Origin of the sequence: Aeromicrobium wangtongii (assembly GCF_024584515.1) — a bacterium.
GTDB classification, from domain to species: Bacteria; Actinomycetota; Actinomycetes; order Propionibacteriales; family Nocardioidaceae; genus Aeromicrobium; species Aeromicrobium wangtongii.
On the sequence record NZ_CP102173.1, the window covers coordinates 1,432,343 to 1,452,121 of the forward strand.

General features: G+C 70.3%; 14 protein-coding genes. 7 read left to right on the forward strand and 7 right to left on the reverse strand.

Annotation, left to right across the window (positions count from 1 at the left end; all coding sequences use genetic code 11):
* Window positions 1-1,326, reverse strand: a complete 1,326-nt coding sequence (locus NQV15_RS07230; protein ID WP_232399148.1) for an ABC transporter permease subunit — start codon at window positions 1,324-1,326, stop codon at window positions 1-3.
* Between the two features lie 178 nt (window positions 1,327-1,504).
* Window positions 1,505-2,248, reverse strand: coding sequence for a DUF554 domain-containing protein (locus NQV15_RS07235; RefSeq protein ID WP_232399149.1), 744 nt, complete (start codon window positions 2,246-2,248; stop codon window positions 1,505-1,507).
* 115 nt (window positions 2,249-2,363) lie between these two features.
* On the opposite strand from NQV15_RS07235, the gene NQV15_RS07240 reads away from it, so the two are divergent.
* Both NQV15_RS07240 and polA read left to right on the forward strand, forming a co-directional pair.
* Window positions 2,364-3,014 carry a GNAT family N-acetyltransferase gene (locus tag NQV15_RS07240; protein WP_232399150.1) on the forward strand — a complete coding sequence of 217 codons (651 nt, stop codon included), beginning with the start codon at window positions 2,364-2,366 and terminating at the stop codon, window positions 3,012-3,014.
* 10 nt (window positions 3,015-3,024) lie between these two features.
* Entirely contained in the window at window positions 3,025-5,685 is a 2,661-nt protein-coding gene (gene polA, locus NQV15_RS07245; protein ID WP_232399151.1) for a DNA polymerase I, read from the forward strand.
* A 19-nt stretch (window positions 5,686-5,704) separates the two neighbouring features.
* On the opposite strand, the gene NQV15_RS07250 is transcribed toward polA, so the two are convergent.
* Window positions 5,705-6,898, reverse strand: a complete 1,194-nt coding sequence (locus NQV15_RS07250; protein ID WP_232399152.1) for a DUF4185 domain-containing protein — start codon at window positions 6,896-6,898, stop codon at window positions 5,705-5,707.
* Between the two features lie 19 nt (window positions 6,899-6,917).
* Between NQV15_RS07250 and NQV15_RS07255 the strand changes: the two genes are divergently transcribed.
* Window positions 6,918-7,919 carry a hypothetical protein gene (locus tag NQV15_RS07255; RefSeq protein WP_232399153.1) on the forward strand — a complete coding sequence of 334 codons (1,002 nt, stop codon included), beginning with the start codon at window positions 6,918-6,920 and terminating at the stop codon, window positions 7,917-7,919.
* Here NQV15_RS07255 and NQV15_RS07260 read toward each other — a convergent pair.
* The 3 genes from NQV15_RS07260 to NQV15_RS07270 are packed head-to-tail and all read right to left on the reverse strand — an operon-like array spanning window position 7,906 to window position 10,536.
* Window positions 7,906-9,111, reverse strand: a complete 1,206-nt coding sequence (locus tag NQV15_RS07260) for an MATE family efflux transporter (RefSeq protein WP_232399154.1) — start codon at window positions 9,109-9,111, stop codon at window positions 7,906-7,908. The genes NQV15_RS07255 and NQV15_RS07260 overlap by 14 nt on opposite strands.
* A gap of 49 nt (window positions 9,112-9,160) precedes the next feature.
* The gene (locus tag NQV15_RS07265) at window positions 9,161-10,186 is read right to left on the reverse strand and encodes a sugar phosphate nucleotidyltransferase (protein WP_232399155.1); all 1,026 of its coding nucleotides are present in this window, start codon (window positions 10,184-10,186) and stop codon (window positions 9,161-9,163) included.
* Window positions 10,187-10,194: 8 nt separating this feature from the next.
* On the reverse strand, window positions 10,195-10,536 hold the full coding sequence (locus tag NQV15_RS07270; RefSeq protein ID WP_232399156.1) for a hypothetical protein: 342 nt from the start codon (window positions 10,534-10,536) through the stop codon (window positions 10,195-10,197).
* A 49-nt stretch (window positions 10,537-10,585) separates the two neighbouring features.
* Here NQV15_RS07270 and NQV15_RS07275 point away from each other — a divergent pair, with 49 nt between their 5' ends.
* From NQV15_RS07275 to NQV15_RS07290, 4 genes are all read left to right on the forward strand, one after another.
* Window positions 10,586-12,526 carry an acyltransferase family protein gene (locus tag NQV15_RS07275; RefSeq protein ID WP_232399157.1) on the forward strand — a complete coding sequence of 647 codons (1,941 nt, stop codon included), beginning with the start codon at window positions 10,586-10,588 and terminating at the stop codon, window positions 12,524-12,526.
* On the forward strand, window positions 12,526-16,605 hold the full coding sequence (locus NQV15_RS07280) for an alpha-(1->3)-arabinofuranosyltransferase domain-containing protein (protein WP_232399158.1): 4,080 nt from the start codon (window positions 12,526-12,528) through the stop codon (window positions 16,603-16,605). The genes NQV15_RS07275 and NQV15_RS07280 overlap by 1 nt, the downstream gene beginning before the upstream one ends.
* Window positions 16,592-18,319, forward strand: a complete 1,728-nt coding sequence (locus NQV15_RS07285) for a hypothetical protein (protein ID WP_232399159.1) — start codon at window positions 16,592-16,594, stop codon at window positions 18,317-18,319. The genes NQV15_RS07280 and NQV15_RS07285 overlap by 14 nt, the downstream gene beginning before the upstream one ends.
* A gap of 69 nt (window positions 18,320-18,388) precedes the next feature.
* Window positions 18,389-18,532: a hypothetical protein gene (locus NQV15_RS07290; protein ID WP_232399160.1), complete on the forward strand. Its 144-nt coding sequence runs from the start codon at window positions 18,389-18,391 to the stop codon at window positions 18,530-18,532.
* Window positions 18,533-18,623: 91 nt separating this feature from the next.
* Here NQV15_RS07290 and NQV15_RS07295 read toward each other — a convergent pair whose 3' ends face one another.
* A complete protein-coding gene (locus NQV15_RS07295; RefSeq protein ID WP_232399161.1) occupies window positions 18,624-19,760 on the reverse strand; it encodes a glycosyltransferase family 4 protein in 1,137 nt (378 codons plus the stop codon).
* Between the last annotated feature and the right edge of the window lie 19 nt (window positions 19,761-19,779).

Sequence of the window (19,779 nt, forward strand, 5' to 3'; positions counted from 1 at the left end):
CTATCCGATCCGCTGGGCTCGGCCGAGGAGGCCTTGCGGTCTGACGAGCAGGATGAGGATCAGCACGACCAGCGCGCCCACGTCCTTGATCGAGGCGGGCACCGGCTGGTAGCCGCCGATGCTGATGAGCGGAGCGACCTCGACGAGCAGGCCGATGATCAGCGAGCCGGCGAGCGCCCCCCAGATCGTGCCGAGGCCGCCGAGGGTGACACCCGCGAAGACCAGCAGCAGCAGCTTGAAGCCCATCTGGAAGTTGACCTGCTGGTTGAGCGCGAGCAGGACGCCGGCCAGGGCGGTCAGCGCGGTGCCGAGCACCCAAACCGAGGTGATGACGTTGTCGACGCGCAGGCCCGACGAGGCCGACAGGTCGGGATTGTCGGAGACCGCTCGCATCGACTTGCCCAGGCGCGTGCGCATCATGGCCACGCACACCACGACGATCGCGACGATGGCAATGACGAAGATCGCGATCTCCTTGGGCGACAGCGAGATCGGTCCGTAGTCGTTGCGGCCCTGCGCCACGTACTGCGACAGGGTCTTGGTCGAGCCGCCGAACGTGTACTGGAACACGCTGCGCAGCAGGAGCGCGAAGCCGATCGAGACGATCATCATCGCGATCAGGCCGGTGCCGCGCCGCCGCAGCGGCCCCCACAGGAGCTTGTCCTGGGCGTAGCCGAAGATCGCTCCGGCGATGACCGCACACACGCCGGCCGCGATCACCGGCAGGCCGAAGCCGCGGTTGAAGACGTAGGTCATGATGCCGCCGAAGGTGATCAGCTCACCGTGACCGAAGTTCGTCAGGCCGGTCGTGCCGAAGATCAGCGACAGACCGAGCGCGGCCAGCGCGATGATGAGGCCGAACTTGAGACCGGACACCGTCGCGTTGGTGAGGCGCTCGCTGTAGGCGACCTTCTCGGCGACAGCCGCGCCGATCTGGAACTGGGCGAAGTTGTTGCCCGAGATCCGCGCGGTGATGGTCTTCTCGTTCTCGGCGCCACCGCTGAGCTCGACGCCGTCGGGCAGGGTGTCCCTGTCGAGCGTCACGACGTAGACGCCGTTGGCGGGGATCGCGATGCTGACGCGGCCCTTCGCGTCGGTCACCTGGGTGCCGATCTGCTCACCGCCGCTCTTGTCCTTGAACACCGTCAGCGAGACGCCCGGCACGGGTTCGGGATCGCCCTTGCCGCCCTTCACATCGAGCAGGGTGACCGTGATGTTCTGGCCGTCGACCAACGGGTTCTCCGTCGGCGTGCCGGCCTCTCCCGCCGCTGGGGTGGACGGTGAGGGCGTTGCCTGGGCCAGCGCAGCGCTGGGGGCGAGGAGCATGAGTACTCCTGCCACCGCTGCGAGTAGGGCCGCGAGTCGCAATCGCACGCATGTACTCCTGTCGGCTGTGCACGGGGTGCCTTTGTGGTCCTCGGACTATAGCCACATGTGCGAGTCATCCGCGCGCTCTGCGACCTGAATCAGGTAACAGTTGGGTTTCGATGATCCGGGCCGGTTTTCAGCGCACCGCGATGACCAGCTGGCACAGCAGCGGCGCGACGATCAGGGCGGGCAGCAGATCGGCCACCGCGATGGCCTTGAGATCCAGCAGCCGCAGTGCGACGCCGATCAGGATGAGCCCGCCGGTGGCGGTCAGCGCGGCCAGGTGGGCATCGGGCAGGAAGGAACCCAGCGCAGCGCCCAGGAGTGTCAACGAGCCCTGGATGACGCCCACCGAGATCGCGGACGCCATGACACCGATGCCGAAGGACGCCGCGAAGGCGAGCGCGGCGAATCCGTCCAGCGTCGCCTTGAGCAACAGCTGGTCGGCGCCGTTGCCGAGTCCCTCGTTGAGGGAACCCAGGATCGTCAGCGGGCCGATGCAGAACACCAGCGAGCTGATGACGAACCCCTCGACGAACCGGTCACGGCCGTCCTCCTCGCCTCGGGTCAACCGTTGCTGGAGCCAGCCGCCGAGACTCTCGATCCGGTCCTCCAGACGCAGGAGCGAGCCGATGATGCCGCCGATCACCAGCGAGCCCAGCACGATCAGCAACGGGGCGCTGTCGCCCACGGCGTCGGCCAGCTTGGTGTCGGAGACCGCGAACGCCGACTGGGCAGCGATCAGCAGCGTCACCAGTCCCAGGGCGGACGTCACGGTGGTCCGCACGTGCAGGCCCAGGCGGTGCCCGATGAGCAGGCCGAGACCGGAGCCGACCACGACCGTCACCACGTTCGTGAGGGTGCCGAAACCGACGAACATGTATGGTCTCCTCGACGATTGGCAGTTCACCCGGACAGGCCTCCGGGCCCAGCGCGTAGTGTGTCACCAACTCGGCACTGTGCCCGAGTGTCCCCGGACGAGAGGTTAAAACGCGATGTCGGCTCGACCTCATGTGGTCCTCCGCGACGCGGAGCGCGAGGACGCCGCCGCACTGATCGCCCTGTGGGCGGAGTGCTTCGACGCGAGTCAGGACGAGGGCTCCGAGGCGTTCACGCAGCAGGCGCTGTGGCGCGAGCCGGGTGTGGCCGAGGCCGCCACGGCGCTCGAGCTGAACCTGAGCCGGCCGGACAAGCGCATCATCCTGGCACTGGTGGACGGCGAGATCATCGGTGCGACGGTGTGCGACGTGGGCACCCTGACGCCGATCAGCCTCACGCGCGTCCTGATCGTCACCGAGATCCAGGTCTCGCCCCGGTACCGCCGAAAATCGGTGGCCCTGACGCTGCTGTCGGCCGCCGCGTCGTACGGCGAGGAGCACAACTGCGAGATCGTCATCGCCGCGATCCCTGCGCACTCGCGCGAGCCGCACCGGTACCTCACCAAGATCGGCTTCAACCAGATCGCGGTGCTGCGGGCCATCCAGTCCAGCAAGCTGCGATCACGCCTCACGTCCAAGGCCACCAACTCGCGTGACACCGGCAAGCTCATCGCCGTGCGCCGCACGCTGCGGCGACGCCAGAGCCACGCCCGCGGCAGCCGGCCCCCGGCACTGGGCCGCAATCACGCTGTCGGTGGTGACGACTAGAGTCGGTTCGGTGGACCGCCTCCTTCTGATCGACGGCCATTCGGTCGCCTACCGTGCCTTCTTCGCCCTCCCGGTCGAGAACTTCTCGACGACGACCGGGCAACACACCAATGCGGTGTTCGGCTTCACGTCGATGCTCATCAACGTTCTGCGCGACGAGAAGCCCACCCACGTGGCCGTCGCCTTCGACGTGTCACGCCAGACCTTCCGGCTCGAGCAGTACCCCGAGTACAAGGGCAACCGTTCGAAGTCCCCGCAGGAGTTCACCGGTCAGATCCCGCTGATCAAGCAGATCCTCGACGCGCTGCACATCCAGACGTTCGAGAAGGACGGCTTCGAGGCCGACGACATCATCGGCACCCTCGCGACGCGGGCCGAGTCGGCCGGCATGGAGGTGCTGATCTGCACCGGCGACCGCGACGCCCTGCAGCTGGTGACCGACACCACGACGGTGCTCTACCCCCGCAAGGGCGTCTCCGACCTGGCCCGCATGACCCCGGCCGCCGTGCAGGAGAAGTACGGCGTCGCGCCGGTCAACTATCCCGACATCGCGGCCATGGTCGGCGAGACGAGCGACAACCTGCCCGGCGTCCCCGGCGTCGGTCCCAAGACCGCGGCGAAGTGGCTGGGACAGTACGGCTCGCTCGACGAGATCATCGCCAAGGTCGACCAGATCCCCGGCAAGGCCGGCGCCTCGCTGCGCGAGCACCTCGACGACGTCATCCGCAACCGCAGCATCAACGCCCTGATCCGTGACCTGGACCTGCCGGCCGGTCCGGCCGACCTGCGCTTCGACACCGTGTGGGACCGCGAGGCCATCCACACGGTGTTCGACGCCCTGGAGTTCAACGCGCTGCGCGTGCGGCTGTTCGAGGCCTTCGGTGACGTCGCGCCGCAGGCCGACGAGGGCTTCGACCTCGAGGGCGAGGTGCTCGCGCCGGGCGCCGTGGCCGCCTGGCTCGACAAGAACTCCTCACCCGGCGCGCGGCTGGGTCTGCACGTGCAGGGATCGTGGGGCCGGGGATCGGGCGATGTCGTCGCCCTCGCGATCGCCTCCGACGAGGTCGCCGCCTGGATCGCGGTGGACGACATCACCCCCGAGGACGACGCAGCGCTGGCCGGCTGGCTCGCCGATGCCTCGCGCCCCAAGGTCCTGCACGACGCCAAGGGGCCGATGCTGGCCCTGGCGGCGCGAGGGTGGACCCTCGCGGGCGTCGCAGCCGACACAGCCCTGTCGGCGTACGTGGTCAAGCCGGACCAGCGCTCCTACGACCTGGCCGACCTGTCCGTCCGCTACCTCAAGCGGGAGCTGCGCGACGAGTCCGACAACGCCGGTCAGCTGACGCTCGACACCGATCACGCGGGGTCGGAGTCCGGCATGCTGCGCGCCCGAGCCACGCTCGACCTCGCCGCAGTCCTGGACGAGGAGGTCGAGCAGCACGGGGGCACCGCGCTGGTCGCCGATGTCGAGCTGCCCCTGGTGGCGACGCTCGCTCGCATGGAGCGCACCGGCATCGCGATCGACGACGACCACCTGATCGAGCTGGAGTCCGAGTTCGCCGCCCGGGCGCAGAAGGCCGCCTCGGAAGCCTTCGCCGCGATCGGCAAGGAGATCAACCTCGGTTCGCCCAAGCAGCTGCAGGTCGTGCTGTTCGACGAGCTCGGCATGCCCAAGACCAAGAAGACCAAGACCGGCTGGACGACCGACGCCGAGGCCCTGCAGCAGCTGTACGCCAAGACCGGACACCCGTTCCTGCAGCACCTGCTCGACCACCGCGACGTCACCCGGCTGCGGCAGACCGTCGAGGGGCTGCGCAAGTCGATCTCCGACGACGGGCGCATCCACACGACGTACACGCAGACGATCGCTGCCACGGGACGGCTGAGCTCCAACGATCCCAACCTGCAGAACATCCCGATCCGCACCGCATCGGGCCGGCGCATCCGTGAGGCGTTCTGTGTCGGCGAGGGCTTCGAGACCCTGGTGACCGCCGACTACAGCCAGATCGAGATGCGCATCATGGCGCACCTGTCCGAGGACGCCGACCTGATCGCGGCGTTCAACTCCGGCGAGGACTTCCACACCGTCATGGCGGCCAAGGTGTTCTCCCGCGATCCCGCCGACATCGACGGCGAGCTGCGCGCCCGCATCAAGGCGATGAACTACGGCTTGGCATACGGCTTGTCGGCGTACGGCCTGAGCCAGCAGCTGGGCATCTCCACCGGCGAGGCGCAGGGCCTGATGGACGACTACTTCCAGCGCTTCGGCGGTGTCCGTGACTACTTGCGGGGTCTGGTCGACGAGGCGCGCAAGACCGGCTTCACCGAGACCATCATGGGTCGCCGGCGCTACCTTCCTGATCTGCAGAGCGACAACCGCCAGCGCCGTGACATGGCCGAGCGCATGGCGCTCAACGCCCCGATCCAGGGGTCGGCGGCCGACATCATCAAGGTGGCGATGCTGAACGTCGAGCGTGCGCTCGACGCGGCAGGGCTCGCGTCCCGCATGCTCCTGCAGGTGCACGACGAGCTGGTGCTGGAGGTCGCGGCGGGGGAGAAGGACCAGGTCGTGCAGCTCGTGCGCGAGCAGATGGCCTCCGCCGCCGACCTGTCCGTGCCGCTGGACGTCTCGGTCGGCGTGGGTCGTACGTGGCACGAAGCCGGTCACTGACCGGCAGGTACCGGCCCGCCTAGCGCGGCAGGGGAACCCGCAGGAACCGCGGGCGGTACAGGAACGGGTCCTTGACCACCTTGGACACATCGATCTGGTTCTGGCTGTACGACACGATGACACTGCCCTTCTCGGGCAGGAGGTCAGGGTGCGCCAGCGGCATGTAGCGCAGCTGGCCCGTGTCCTCGTCGGACGGGATCTGCGCGACCGGTGCACTCGCCGTGAAGGGGCCGGTCGGGGCCGGTGCCGACCACACGACCAGGTCGGTGCCGAGGAACTCGTCCCGCTTGCTGACGGCGTACCAGCGACCGTCCTGCTCGAAGACGCTGAGCGTCTGCGAGACACCGCCCTCGGCGCCGATCAGCTCCGCGGCGCTCGACGCACGCGACTGCCAGCGCCGGCCGTCCCAGTAGCGCCACTTCGAGGTGTCGAGCAGATCGTCCGGACGCACGCGGGCGACCTGCAGCGAGAAGCCGAAGACCAGCTCCTTGTCGGGCTGCGCCGTGCCGTACAGGTAGATCCATCCGTCGTCGACCGCTGTCGCGGCGCCCCATGCGGGCCGGCTGGCGTCCGCGCTGTCCGGTCCGAGGTCCCGGACGTCGAGCAGCTGCGGTGTGCGTCCCCGGGGCACCACGAACAGGGCGATCGCGGAGCCGAGGTTCTTGAACGCTGCGGCGCCGTCCGGAGCCGCGGCCCCCCGGACGCGCTGCATGCCCAGCCCGACCAGGTCGTAGCCGGGACGCTCCACCTTGGCGATCGACATCGGCCAGTACCCGACGCCGTCATCGCGATCGGGGACGAGCGCGCCCCTGTCGGCGGGGATCACCACATCGGCGCACTCGTCCGAGAAGACGAGCATCGAGTTGCGCACGAAGCGCTGTCCGTCGAAGTCGGCCGACCGCAGCGTGTCCCCGAAGACCCACAGGCGGCGACCATCCTGGAGCCGCACATCGGCCCCGACGTCTGCGCCCTGGAACTCCTGGCCGCCGCGCATCGTGGTGACCAGGCCGTTCAGGTCGTCGACCGACGTGATGGGGCTGAACGGGATGCACCGGGCCTCGCTGGCCGGGCGGACGTCGACGGTCTGCGAGGGTCCGGCACCGGGGGCGGCGCTCACCGCGCCGAAGGCCACCAGCGTGGCGGGCAGGGTCAGCAGCACCACCCGCAACCGCCATGGCAGCCGCTCGATCGTCCGGGAGGCTCTGGCAGTCATGGTCTGTACAGTCTGCGGCATGGGAGGCCAGAGACGGGCAGGCCGTCGCGGCACCCTCACCCTCGTGGTGCTCGGCCTCCAGGTCGCGGTGTGTCTGGTCCTGCTGATCGTTCCGCTCCACAGCGAGCCGCACCGCGCACCCGTCACGATCAGCGGACCGGCGGTCGTCGCGGACTCCTTGGCCAAGCAGGTCGGCGAGCGATCCGGCGGACCGCTGGACGCGGGCGCGGTCACGACCGCGCGGGAGGCCCGGGCGGACGTCGAGCAGGGCCGTGCCGTCGCGGCGCTGGCGATCGACCTGCGGCTCAACCGCGCCACACTGTTCGTGTCGTCCGCCCAGGGAGCGGCACTCACCGATGCGGTGAGCCGGGTCGTGGGTGCCGCGGCCGCCCCGTTCGCCGTCGACGTCACGACGCAGGACGTGGCGCCGCTCCCGGACGGCTCGGCGGGTCAACGCGGTCTGAAGATCGCGGTCGCGGCGTCCATTGCCCTCGGCCTGGTGTTCGCGATCGTGGTGACCTGGTGGCGTGGCCCGGTGGCCGACGAGTGGTCGCACGCTGCGCTGCGCATCGCGGCAGCGGTGGGTGCGGCGGCCATCACGTCCCTGGCGATCGCGGTGGTCGCGGCCGACCAGGTCGGCGGCTCGGTGCTCGGCTGGTGGGGCGTCCTGGCGCTCGCCATGCTCGCGACGAGCGCGGCGACCCTGGCCCTGGCCGCGGTGCTGGGCGTCGTGGGGGTGGGCGTCGCGACGCTGGTGTTCAGCGTGGCGGCCGCCCCCCTGGCCCGCATCGAGCACCCGTTGCTGCTGCCCGCGCCATGGGGGCAGGTGACGCCGTGGCTCCCGCACGGCGCGGGGCTCGACGCTGCCCGGCAGGTGGCCTGGTTCGACGGAGCCGTCGTCGCTCGCCCGCTGGCGGTGCTGGCCGCCTGGCTGGTGGTGTCGTGCATCGCCTTGGCCGTCGCGCGTCGCGAGCGCCGACGGGCGGGCGTGCACTGGCGCAGTACCGCTACTGCTCCGTGACCTGCTGGCGGGGCTTGAGCGGTGCCAGGTAGACCACCGTCGCCAGCACGGAGGCCACGACGGCGACCGTCACGACCAGCCCGGTCAGCCCGACGTCGAGACCGTACGCGGAGACGAGGACCGCGACCACAGCCGTCCAGATCATCACGACGACGCCGTGCGCGTGACGTGCCAACGCGTCGAAGACCAGCAGGTGCACGATCGCCAGGAACGATCCGGCGAGCGCGAACAGCCACAGCCGCCCGGTGATCTCGCTGTAGTCGTCGCCGCCGACCAGGATCAACGCGAGCCGGGGCAGGGCGGCGGTGGCGGCCACCGCCAGTGCGCCGAAGGCCGCGACCAATGACACCGCGCGCAGCCGCGCGTGGTGCGTCGTGTCGCGAGCCAGGCGGGGGAAGAGCACGACACTGACGAACTGGGGGAAGAACAGTGCGGCCTTGGCCAGGATGAGACCGGAGGCGTACAGCCCGCTGTCGTGCTCGTCCAGGCGGTTCCGGGCGATCAGCGAGTCCATGTTGCTCAGCACGAGATAGGCCAGCAGGGCGTGCGTCGACAGCAGGGCCTCGCGCATCAGCGGGCGCCGGCTGATCCGCTCGTTGCCGCCGTGACCGACCAGGAGCTTGGCGCCGGCCAGCACCGGCAGCCACGAGCCGATCGCCAGGCCGACCATGGCGGACGTGGGGGTGTCCGAGACGAGCAGCCCGGCCGTGCCGCCGATGAGTCGTCCGAAGCCGTTGCCGAGGTAGATCGCGGTCAGCGCGCCCCAACGTTCCTGTCCCTGGGCGATGCCGGACTGTGCCCCCATGATCGTCAGCGGCACCAGGGCCGCACCGCACAGGACGACCGGCCAGTACGAGTCGAGCTTCAGCGCCGGCGTCAGGACGACCGTGGAGACAGCCACCACGACCCCCACCGCGCCGGCCAGGATCAACGTGACCCGGACGGTGGCGCTGATGATCGGGCCGGACCGGTCCCGGTCGACGGCGATCCTTCGTGCCGTGACCGCCTGCAGGCCGAGGCCGGCGACCGTCCCGACCAGGATGATGCCGAACAGTGCCGTCAGGGCGCCGAACTCGTGCGGCGCCAGCAGGCGAGCGGCGATCACGTTGAAGGCGTAGACGGCGACGTTCATGCCGATCATGCCGGCCGCCACGAGGGATCCGCCGGTCATCGTCAAACGCGCGGACCTCACCACGCAACAATAGCGGGGCGACCGCCCACCGAGGGCGGGAGCACGTGGCTCACAGCACGTCGTCGCGCCCGGCGGCGTGCAGCGCGTCGACCACGTCGCGCACCCGGGCTGCCTGCGCCAGCGGCACCACCAACAGTCCGTCGGGGGTGTCGATCACCGCGATGTCCGGCAGGCCGACCACAGCGACGGTACGACCCGAGGTCGTCTGGACGAAGGTGCCGGGGGAGTCGACCAGCAGGTGCTGGGCTCCGGTGGGCACCGCCGCGGCCAGCGCGGCCACATCGCCCATGTCCTCCCAGCCGAAGCTGGCCTCGACGGCGGCGATGCCACCCACGGTGGCCTCGGGCTCGACGATGCCGTGATCGACTGACCGCGGCGTCAGGGCCTGCCAGGCGGTGGCATCGTGCGGCGAATCGATCCACGCGGCAGCTGCGGCCAGGACCTCGGGGTGGTGACGCTCGACGGCGGCCAGCACCGTGGTGGCTCGGGCGGCGAAGATCGACGCGTTCCACCGGTGCCGACCGCCGGCCACGAACCCCTGCGCAACCTCCAGGGGCGGCTTCTCGGTGAAGGACGAGACCGTCCCGCCGGGCCCAAGCTCGAGATAGCCGTGGGAGGTCGACGCGTACGTCGCGGGCATGCCGACCAGGCCGATGCGGTTCGTCCCGGCAGCGTCGACCGCGCGGCGCAGGGCGTCGGCGAACGCAGCGGTATCCGTCGCGTAGTTGTCGGCTGGAACGCTGACCAGGACCCCGCCGGGACTCGTGCGCTCGACATGGAGCGCTGCGAGTGTCAGCGCGGCCAACGAGTCGCGCGGCGCCGGCTCGACGAGAACGTGCGCGTTGCCAGGCCCCAGCGCCTCGCGCACGTGGTCGGCGTGCGCGGAACCTGTGACCACCAGCACATGGTCGCTGGGGACCACCCCCCGGCAACGGTCGACGGTGTCGACGAGCGTCGACGGCCGGGTCGGGTCGAGCTCGAGCAGGAACTTGGGCCGTCGGCGGCGAGAGAGCGGCCACAAGCGGGTACCTGATCCGCCGGCGAGTGCCGCGACGAAGATCTCCGGAGCTGCCACAGCAGTGCCTAGGACGCGGAGAGGATGTCCGCGCGCTTCTCCGTCCGCGTGGAGAAGCCGAAGAGACCAACGCCCACGGCAGCGATCATGAGGCCCAGGGCCAGGCAGGCGCCGGACCGCGCGCCGTACACGGTGTAGAGGTCCGTGCACTGGCTCAGCTTGAACGCGTCGGTGGGCGGGTTGAACCGGCTCCCGCAGGAGAACAGGCTGGTTCCCCCGAGCTGCACCACGATGGGGGTGAAGTAGAAGTACGCGGCGCCGACCAGGAAGGGGATCGCGAGGAGGAGGCAGATCTTGCTACCCGTCGTGAGGGTGCGCACCACACGGGTGTCCGCGTTCGTACCGGTCATGCTGCGACCCTACCGTTGAGGTGGCCACCCGTGAGGTACCGTCTGCTCCGTGACGGGAGATCGCAGGGCAGGCCTGGCCCCGTCATCGCCGGCCTATCGACCGGCCCTGGACGGCCTGCGGGCGGTCGCCGTCATCGCGGTGATCATCTTCCACGGTCCCATCTCTGTGCTGCCCGGAGGATGGCTCGGCGTCGACCTGTTCTTCGTCATCTCCGGCTTCCTCATCACGACGCTGCTGCTGACCGAGCGCGACCGGTGGGGCAGCACCGACTTCGTGAGCTTCTGGGCCGGGCGGGCTCGACGACTCTTCCCGGCGCTGGCAGTGATGATCGCGGTCGTCCTGCTGCTGAGCAGCGTGCTGACCATGCCGGCACGCCGCCCGGCGATCGGATCGGACGCCCTGGCAGCCATCGGCTACATCGCCAACTGGAACTTCCTGTCCAGCGGGGAGGCCTACTTCGGTGCGGTCACCGAGCCATCGCCCCTGCTGCACACGTGGTCGCTCGCGGTCGAGGAGCAGTTCTACATCGTCTTCCCGTTCATCGTGGTGCTGCTCACCCGGTTCTGCGGACGCCGGATGCGCGGGGTCGTCCTGGCCGCGGTCGCGATCCTCAGCGCCGCCTGGATGGCCTATCTCTACGATCCCGCTCTCCCGCCCGATCGGGTGTACTACGGCACGGACACGCGCGCGCACGAGCTGCTGATCGGTTCAGCGTGCGCCGCCCTCCTGCTGATCGACGAGCGGGTCACGCAGCGCGTGGCCGCTGCGTGCCGGTGGCTGGCCATCCCGGCCGTGCTGGTCGTCGTCGCGGCCTTCGTGGGATGGGACGAGAGCCGGGCCTTCACGTTCCGCGGCGGCCTGGTCATCTTCTCCGTCCTGTCCGCGATCGTCATCGTGGCCTGCTGGACCCGGGCACCGGGCCGGTTGACGCAGGTGCTGGGCTCGACACCGATGCGGTCCATCGGCCTGATCAGCTATGGCCTCTACCTGTGGCACTGGCCCGTCATGGTGTTCCTGGACGAGGCGCGGGCGGGCTTCGGCGGCGTGGGACTGCTGCTGGTCCAGCTGGCGCTCACTGCTGTGGTCGCCGCGGCGTCGTACCGGTGGATCGAGATGCCGATCCGCCGCAACGGCTGGTCGGCGCTGATTCCGCGCGACCGCCAGGCGGCCCGCGTGATCGTGCTCGCCACCGTGCCGGCGCTGGTCGTCGGCGCGATCGTGCTGCCCCAGTCGCCGTGGTACGTGCGTCCGGCCTCGGCGGGTCCCGGCGGAGACGTCCGAGTCGCCGCCGACGCACCGGGGTTCTCGCCCGCGCCCATGACGCTGTACCTCCTTGGCGACTCCGTGCCGGCCGGCCTGACGGGGTACTTCCCGTCCGACCAGCACCCGAACATCGCCATCAGGTCCGCCGTCACCCCGGCGTGCCATGACCCGTTCCCGGGGCTGCGCGTGCTCGACGGCCGGGCCGGAGGTGACTTCCTCAAGTGTCCCGAGTTCGTCGACAGGCTCGGCAGCGAGATCACGGATGCCCAACCCGACGTGGTGGCCTTCTTCGTGACCCAGAGCATGGTGTTCGACCGTGAGCTGGACGACCGGGTCATCCCCGCCGGCACGCCCGAGTACCGCCGCTTCATCACCAAGAGCCTCACCGAGCTGCACGAGCGGGTGATGAGCTCGGGCGCCAAGAACTTCGCCGTCGTCACGTTGGCGTGCCACCAGCTCCCCGCACGGGAGGGCGACTACGTCGAGCGGCTCAACGACAACCGCCGGGTGCGGTGGATCAACGACGTGACCGTCGACTGGGCCCGGGCCCACGACGTCCCCGTCATCGACCAGAACGCCTTGCTGTGCGCCGGTGGGGCGTTCCACGACACGATCAACGGTCGCCAGATGTACGAGGACCACATCCACTTCAGCCCCGAGGGCTCCCGGGAGCTCTGGAAATGGCTGGCCCCGAAGCTCAGCGCCGTCGCCGGGGGAGCTGCGTAGTGGCGCGACCGATCACGTCCGCGGACGTCCGCGCCTGGGCCCGCGGCACGTCGGCCTACTGGACCACGGTGACGGTGTCGCTGGTGGTGCTGGCGGTCGTCGTTTTCCGCAACGGCGGCGACACCGTCTACTTCGACACCCGCCCGGACTTCTACCTCGAGCCATGGCGGACGCTCACCCGCTTCTACTCGGCGTGGACGTCCACGCCGTACCTCGGCAACCCGAACTACCACACGGGCGCCATCACGTCCGTCGCCCCGCTGGCGGCCCTGAGCGCACTCGGCCTGACGCCCGGGGGCGTGTTCAAGACGTGGCACTTCATCCTGCTCGTGCTGGCGGCGTGGGGGACCACCCGCCTGGTGCGTCATCTGCTGCCGGAGCTGTCCCGGTACGCGGCACTGTTCGCCGGTGTCGTGTACATCGCCAACCCGTGGGCGATCGACGGTGCCTCCGTCCTGCCGATCGCCCTGTCGCTGGCGCTGTTCCCATGGCAGATCCTGTTCCTGATCAGGGCATTCGAGGACCCGAGGTCGTGGCGCTGGCCCGCACTGTTCGGCTTCACGTTCTTCGCCATGGCGGGGTCGAACGCCGCTGTCCAGCCGTTGTTCGGCCTGGTCGCGGTACCGATCATCGCCCTCTACGCGCGGCACGCGTTCGCGCTGCGGTGGCGTGACGTCGCCGCCCCGGTCGGCAAGTGCGCCCTGTTCGTCGTGGTGCTCTCGGCGTACTGGCTGCCGGCGACCTTCGCCGCCGGCCGCGCCGGTTCTGCCCATGCGGACACCACGGAGACGTTGGCCGGCATCTCGGCCACCTCGTCGTTCGCCGAGGTGCTGCGCGGCCTGGGGTTCTGGCCCCTCTACGGCGGCGACGCCCGAGGCCCATGGATCGGCGCCCACACGTCCTACGTCGACAACGGTCCGGTCGTGGTGGCGACCTTCCTCGCTGCAGGGCTCGCGCTCCTGTCGCTGCTCGCGGTGCGCACGCGGGTGCGCCGGCTGCTGATCGTCATGGTGGTCGCCGCGGCCGTCCTGATGGTCGGGTCCCACCCGTGGTCGTCGCCGTCGCCATTCGGTCGTGCCCTGCGATGGACGTTCGAGAACGTCCCGCTGACCGTGCTGTTCCGCACGACCAACAAGGTCGGCATGGTGCTGGTGCTCGCCCTCGCGGTCGCCTCGGCGGCCGGCGTCGCCTGGTTGTTCAGGCACGTGCGTCGTACGTGGCTGACCGCGCCGCTGCTGCTGCTCGTCATGATCGGCATGTCGTTCCCGGCCTGGCAGGGCAATCTGTACGCGTCCGAGTGGCCGATCCCCAGCTACTGGAAGCAGGCCGGCCACCACCTCGACCAGGGCCCCGCCGACCAGCGCACCCTGGTCATGCCCGGATACGTCACGGCGACCTATCGCTGGCGTGGCTCCGGTCGCCCGGACGAGCTGCTCTACGGCCTCACCGAGCGCAACGTGGTGGTCCCGTCCGCCGTGCAGAACACGACGCCGGCCGCCTACAACTTCATGTCCGCCCTGGACGAGACGTTCCAGAGCAGCACCGGCCCGAAGACGTCGCTGTCGGCCTTTTCGCGTCTTCTCGGAGCCGAGCAGGTGCTGGTCCGGCACGACTGGGACTGGGAGACCGTCGGCGGCATCCGACCGTCGGGCGTCGATCGCATCATCAGCGCCGACGACGGCTTGACCGCCATCACCAACTTCGGCCGGCCCGGCGAGAACGTGCAGGGCCCCGGCCAGAAGCCGGACGGGTTCTTCGAGAAGTTCGTCCCGCCGCTCCAGCTGTACGGGGTGTCGGACGCTCCCGGGATGGTGCGCGCCGAGGCCCAGGCCGCGACGACCGTCGTGGCCGGCGACGGTTGGGCGGTCCCGGCCATGGAGCGAGCGGGGGTGCTGCGTCAGGACGCGCCCTTCCGGTACGCGCACGACCTGTCACCGAAGCAGCTCGCCTCGCTCCTGGGGCAGAACCATCAGATCGTCGTCACCGACACCAACCGCCGACGCACCATCGTGCCGAACACCGTCACCCACGGCAATGGACGTCTGCTCGCCGCCGACGAGCCGTTGACGGGGGCCACGCGCACCCTGGGCACGGACGCCGCCGACCAGACGGTCCTGGCCACGGGCCGGGTCCGGGCCACCGAGAAGCTCAGCGCCACGATGCCCGAGCACCTCCCGGGATCGAGCCCCGCCAACGTCCTGGACGGCGACGCCGGCACGGCGTGGCTGGCCGGTGACGGGATCTCGGCACTCGGCAGCAGCCTCACGCTCCGCCTGCCTGAGCCGCGTCAGCTCGGCAAGGTCACGATCGACCAGGCGGTGCTGGGCGGCGCGATCATCCGCTGGGTCGAGGTCCGCGCGGGCGGCCAGACACGACGCGTTGACCTCTCGATGGGGTCGGGCATCGCCGACTTCGGCGACCTGGTCACGGACCGGCTCCGCATCAAGGTCGTCGCGCTGGACGGGTTCGGCGACAACGTCCTCGGGCTGTCCGAGGTGTCGGTGGCCGGGGTGAAGGTCACGCCCCGCGCGAAGCTCCCGACCACGGTCGACGACCTGTACGCCAAGCTCTCGTCCACCGAGCAGGCGAAGTTCCGTCAGACACCGTTGCAGATCCTCATGACCCGCGCGCGCGGAGCGAACGGCATCGACGACGAGGCCGACCTGAAGCGGGAGTTCACCACGCCCACGTCCCGCGAGTTCCGTGTGAGGGCCGTGGCGCACATCGACACCTCGCGCGAGGACCTCCTGGACCGGGCCGCGGGCGTCCCGGTCGGGGCGAAGGCCAGCAGCGTGTTCATGAACAATCCCGACCTGCGGGCGTCCAATGCCTTCGACGGCAACGGCTTCACCGGCTGGCTGACCGGCGGCGTGCTCAAGGGGTCGATGATCGAGCAGCGCGGGCGCGAGCGGGATCTGTCGAGCATCTCCTTCACCCAGAAGGCGTGGACCGAGGAGGGCCCCACCAACTGGATCACCGCCATCGACGTCTACGTCGACGGTCAGAAGGTCCGCACCGCCTCGGTGGGCCGTGACACGACCGAGATCCGGCTGGCGGGCGAGGGGCAGTCCCTGCGTGGCCGCACGCTTGCGATCGTCGTGGCGGCCGACACCGATCCGTCCATCGCGACATCGCCGACCGTCACCGAGATCGACACCGGCCTGCGGGCCAAGGCCGACCCTGCTGCGGCGAAGGACGCCTGCATCGACATCGCGATGGTGGACGGCAAGCCGCTGTCGATGCGGCTGCGCGATGCCGCGCAGAGCGAATGGGTCGCGTGCGGGGGCCGGATGTCGCTGTCGGCCGGCACCCACCAGGTCACGCCGATCGACCCGAGCATCACCGTGGACTCGCTCGACCTCCTCAGCGCGGACGAGCCGTCGGCGGAGCCGGTAGTGCCCGCCCCCGGACTGACCTTCACCAGCGATCGCGGGTCGCACGTGACCGCCTCGGTGGGTGCCAGCCTCGGAGACGATCCGTACGTGCTCGTGCTGAGCCAGGCGTTCGACGACCGGTGGCGCGCCTCCATCGACGGCAAGAGCCTCGGCAAGCCCTTCCTCGTCGACGGCCATGCGATGGGATGGACGATCGACCAGCCCGGCTCCCACGTGGTCGAGCTCGACTTCGGGCCGCAGGCCGGGACGAACATCGGTGCAGCCGTCACGGGCGCGGGCCTGCTGGCCGTCGCTGCGCTCGTCGTCGTGCCGTGGCGGCGCCGTGGGGCCCAGCCTCGACGAGAGCCCGCGCGCCGACGCCTGCGGGTGTCGCCTGCCGTCCCCTGGTTGGGCTTCCTCGCGGGGGCCTACCTGCTGGCGTCGTGGACCGGTCTGGTCGCGGCGGTCGTCCTGGCCGGCTGGCACTGGTTCCGGGCTCCCGACCCGCGGATCGTCGCGGTCGCAGGAGCGGCGCTCGTCGCCGCGGCCGGCATCGTGACGGTGGTCTACCTCGGGGTCCCCGGCGACTTCTCCTACGTCTCCGCCGGAACCTGGACCAATGCCCTGGCGACGATCGGTCTGGTCCTCGTGGTGCTGGGCGCATGGCGCCACCGGTCCGGTGCACAGGCTGATGCTGACGACTGAGCAGGGGACGCGCGGCCCCGCCCTCGTGGGTGGTGCCACCGGTCTGCTGGTCGGCGTCGTGCTGCTCAACGCCGTGCTTCTGCCCGGCTACACGTGGATCTACGACATGGTCTTCGTGCCCGACCTGCCGTGGTCGGACCGCACGCTGGGCATCGACGGATCCGTCCCGCGCGCGGTGCCGACGGACGCCGTGGTCGCCCTGCTGGACCAGGTGCTGCCCGGGGACGTGGTGCAGGCCGGTTTGTTGCTGGCGGTCTTCGTCGTCGTGGGTGCCGGATGCGGCCGACTGTGCCTGACCCGGCCGGGCGCTGCCGCTGCCGCTGTCGCTGCGTGCTGGAACCCGTACGTCGTCGAGCGCCTGATCATCGGTCACTGGAGCTTCCTGCTCGGCTACGCCACCTTGCCGTGGATCCACTCCGCCGGACGCGATCTCGCGAGCGGGCACCGGGGCGCGGGCCGCCGTCTGGCCGGCTGGCTCGCGCTGGCCGGGCTGGCCGGATCCACCTCGGCGGTCATCGCGGCACTGACCGCCGTCGTCGCGGTGTCGTGGGCCTGGGGCGGCGGGACGGCCGCAGTCGTCCGACGCGTCGGCCTGGTGCTCGGTGTGACGGCTGCCGTGGCCGCGGCCTGGCTGATTCCGTCCCTGACGCGACCCGGCGGCCTGCCGGCCGACCCGGCGGGGGTCGAGGCGTTCGCCGCGCATGCCGACACGCCGTGGGGCACGTGGGTCAGCCTGCTGACGTCCGGCGGCATCTGGCACTCGCCCAGCTGGCCGGGCTCTCGCGGTTCCGCACTGGTGACCGGCTTCGCGCTGGTGATGGTGATCTTCGTGGTGGTGACCTGCCTTCGCTCGCGGTACCGGGGCCGGATCGCGCCCCTGGCCGTCGTGGGGGCGATCGGCCTCCTGGTGGCGGGGGCCTCCGCGCTGCCGGCGGGCGAGGCGCTGGTGACGTGGCTCGTGACGAACGTGCCGGGCGCGGGCCTGGTGCGGGACAGCCAGAAGTTCGTGGCGCCGTTCGCGCTGCTCGTCGCGGTCGCGGCGGGCAGCGTCGTCGACCTGCTGAACCGTCCTGCGGCCCAGCAGTCCCGCCAGGCGCGGGACCGGCGCCGGATCCTGGCCGCCGTGGTGCTGGTCGCACCGATCGTGGCGATGCCGGACGCGCCATTCGCGGCAGGAGCGTCCATGGGATCGGTGGAGATCTCCCAGGACCTCTTGCGGGCCCGGGACTTCCTCGAGGCGGCACCTCCCGGTGATGTGGCGGTGCTGCCTTGGTCGACGTACCGGCGATTCGACTGGAACGACGACCGGGTCTCGCTGGATCCCTGGAACAGGTTGCTCGACCGACGGGTGATCGTCGACGACGACCTGCCCCTGTCGCGAGTGACGGTCGAGGGTGAGGATCCCGCGGCTGCGGCGATCGAGGCGGCCCTCGCCGACCCGGAGGCCGACCTGCCCGCGGCCCTTCGCGCGCAGGGCGTGCGGTGGGTCGTGCTGCTCCGGGACCAGCCGGGTGCCGCGGCAGCCGAGGAAAGACTCGGCGGTGGCTCGGCGGTGCGTCGCTTCGGCTCGGTGCTGATCCAGGACCTCGGGCCGGGGGACACTGACGGCGTGGCGCGCACGTCCGTCGTGCCGGCCGTCATCACGGGAGTGGCCGCGCTGGTCGCGCTCCTGGCATGGGCATCCGTGGGGATCACGTCGCGCCGCAGGTCGTGAGTGTTTTCCGCCACAGGTGAGCCGCTGTGATGCTATGCTCGGGCTCTATTCGTCGTGGAGGGAAAACACGTGCTTTCATCAATTTCGACAGCAGTCATCGCAGCCGTCGTGGGCGGAGGGCTCGCCGCCGTGGCAGCATTCGGCGTCGTGGCGAGCCAGGAGTCCGCTGGTTCCGACGCTGTCGACTCCAGCTCCATCAGCTACGACGGCTGAGTCCCAGCGCCAGTCGCTCCACCAGCAGACGTGCAAAGCGCCGTTCTCCCACTGGGAGAACGGCGCTTTCGTCGTTGATGCGGCACTCGGTTCAGTGCGCTGCCAGCTCGGCCTGGATGATCTGGTCGAGGTCGTGCCCACTGGTCTGCCAGCTGAAGCTTCGCGCGAAGTGGCGGGCGTTGCTGCCCAGCTTCTCGCGGTAGTCCACATCGGTGAGGAGCCGCTGCAGGCCGTCGATCATCTCCTCGGGATCGTTGACCAGCAACCCGGTCACGTGGTCCTGGATCGACTCCTGCGTGCCGCCGGCCTGCCGGAACGCGACGGACGGCGTGCTGTGCAGGCCGGCCTCGATGATCGTGAGGCCCCAGCCCTCCTTGAGCGATGGCATCGCCATGACCCAGCTGCGTGCCAGCAGGTCCTGCTTGACGTCCGAGTCGACGAATCCGTGGAAGACGACCCGGTCGTCGACGCCGCGCCGACGGCTGTGCTCCTGCAGCTTCTCGAGCCAGAACCCGTCGCCCACGACGTGCAGCTCGAGATCGGGCATGCTGCTCTCGAGGGCTGCCACGGCGTCGATCGCCAGCTCGATCTGCTTGTGCGGCACCAGGCGGCACACCGTGATGAGGCTCGGGTTGGCCGACTTCGGGATCGAGCTGTACGAGGTGTAGTCCTGGGGCAGGTCGATCCCGCTGTACACCAGCGAGATGCGCTCGGGGGCGACCCCGACGGACTGAAGGTCCGCGCGGGACGACTCCGACACCGTGACGTACCGAGACCGGCGGTACACCAGCGGCGCGATGCGTGACTCCAGGAACCACCCGAACCGGGCGATCGGCTCGGGGAAGAACGCCGACCACTGCTCGCGGTGGACATGGTGCGTGAGGTTGATGACGGGACCCCGGAACAGCAGCGGCGCCCAGAAGGGCACTCCGTTCTGCACGTCGATCACGGCGTCGTATCGGCGGCCGCGCACGAGGAGATGGAGCAGCGCGCGCAGGTAGACCGTGTAGCGGCCGCCCCGCCGGACGATCCTGAAGCCATCGCGCTGCACCGCGGGCGCCGCTCCCTCCCAGGACGAGGAGAACATGACGACCTCGCGTCCCAGGGCCGCCAGCTCGCTTGCGGTGCGCTCGGCGAAGACCTCCGCGCCTCCGGCCTCGGGGTGGTCGAGGTCGCGCCACGTGAGATAGAGGATCCGCGAGGGTTCCCGTCCCGGGCTGTGACTCACTGGCTCTCCTCGTTGATAG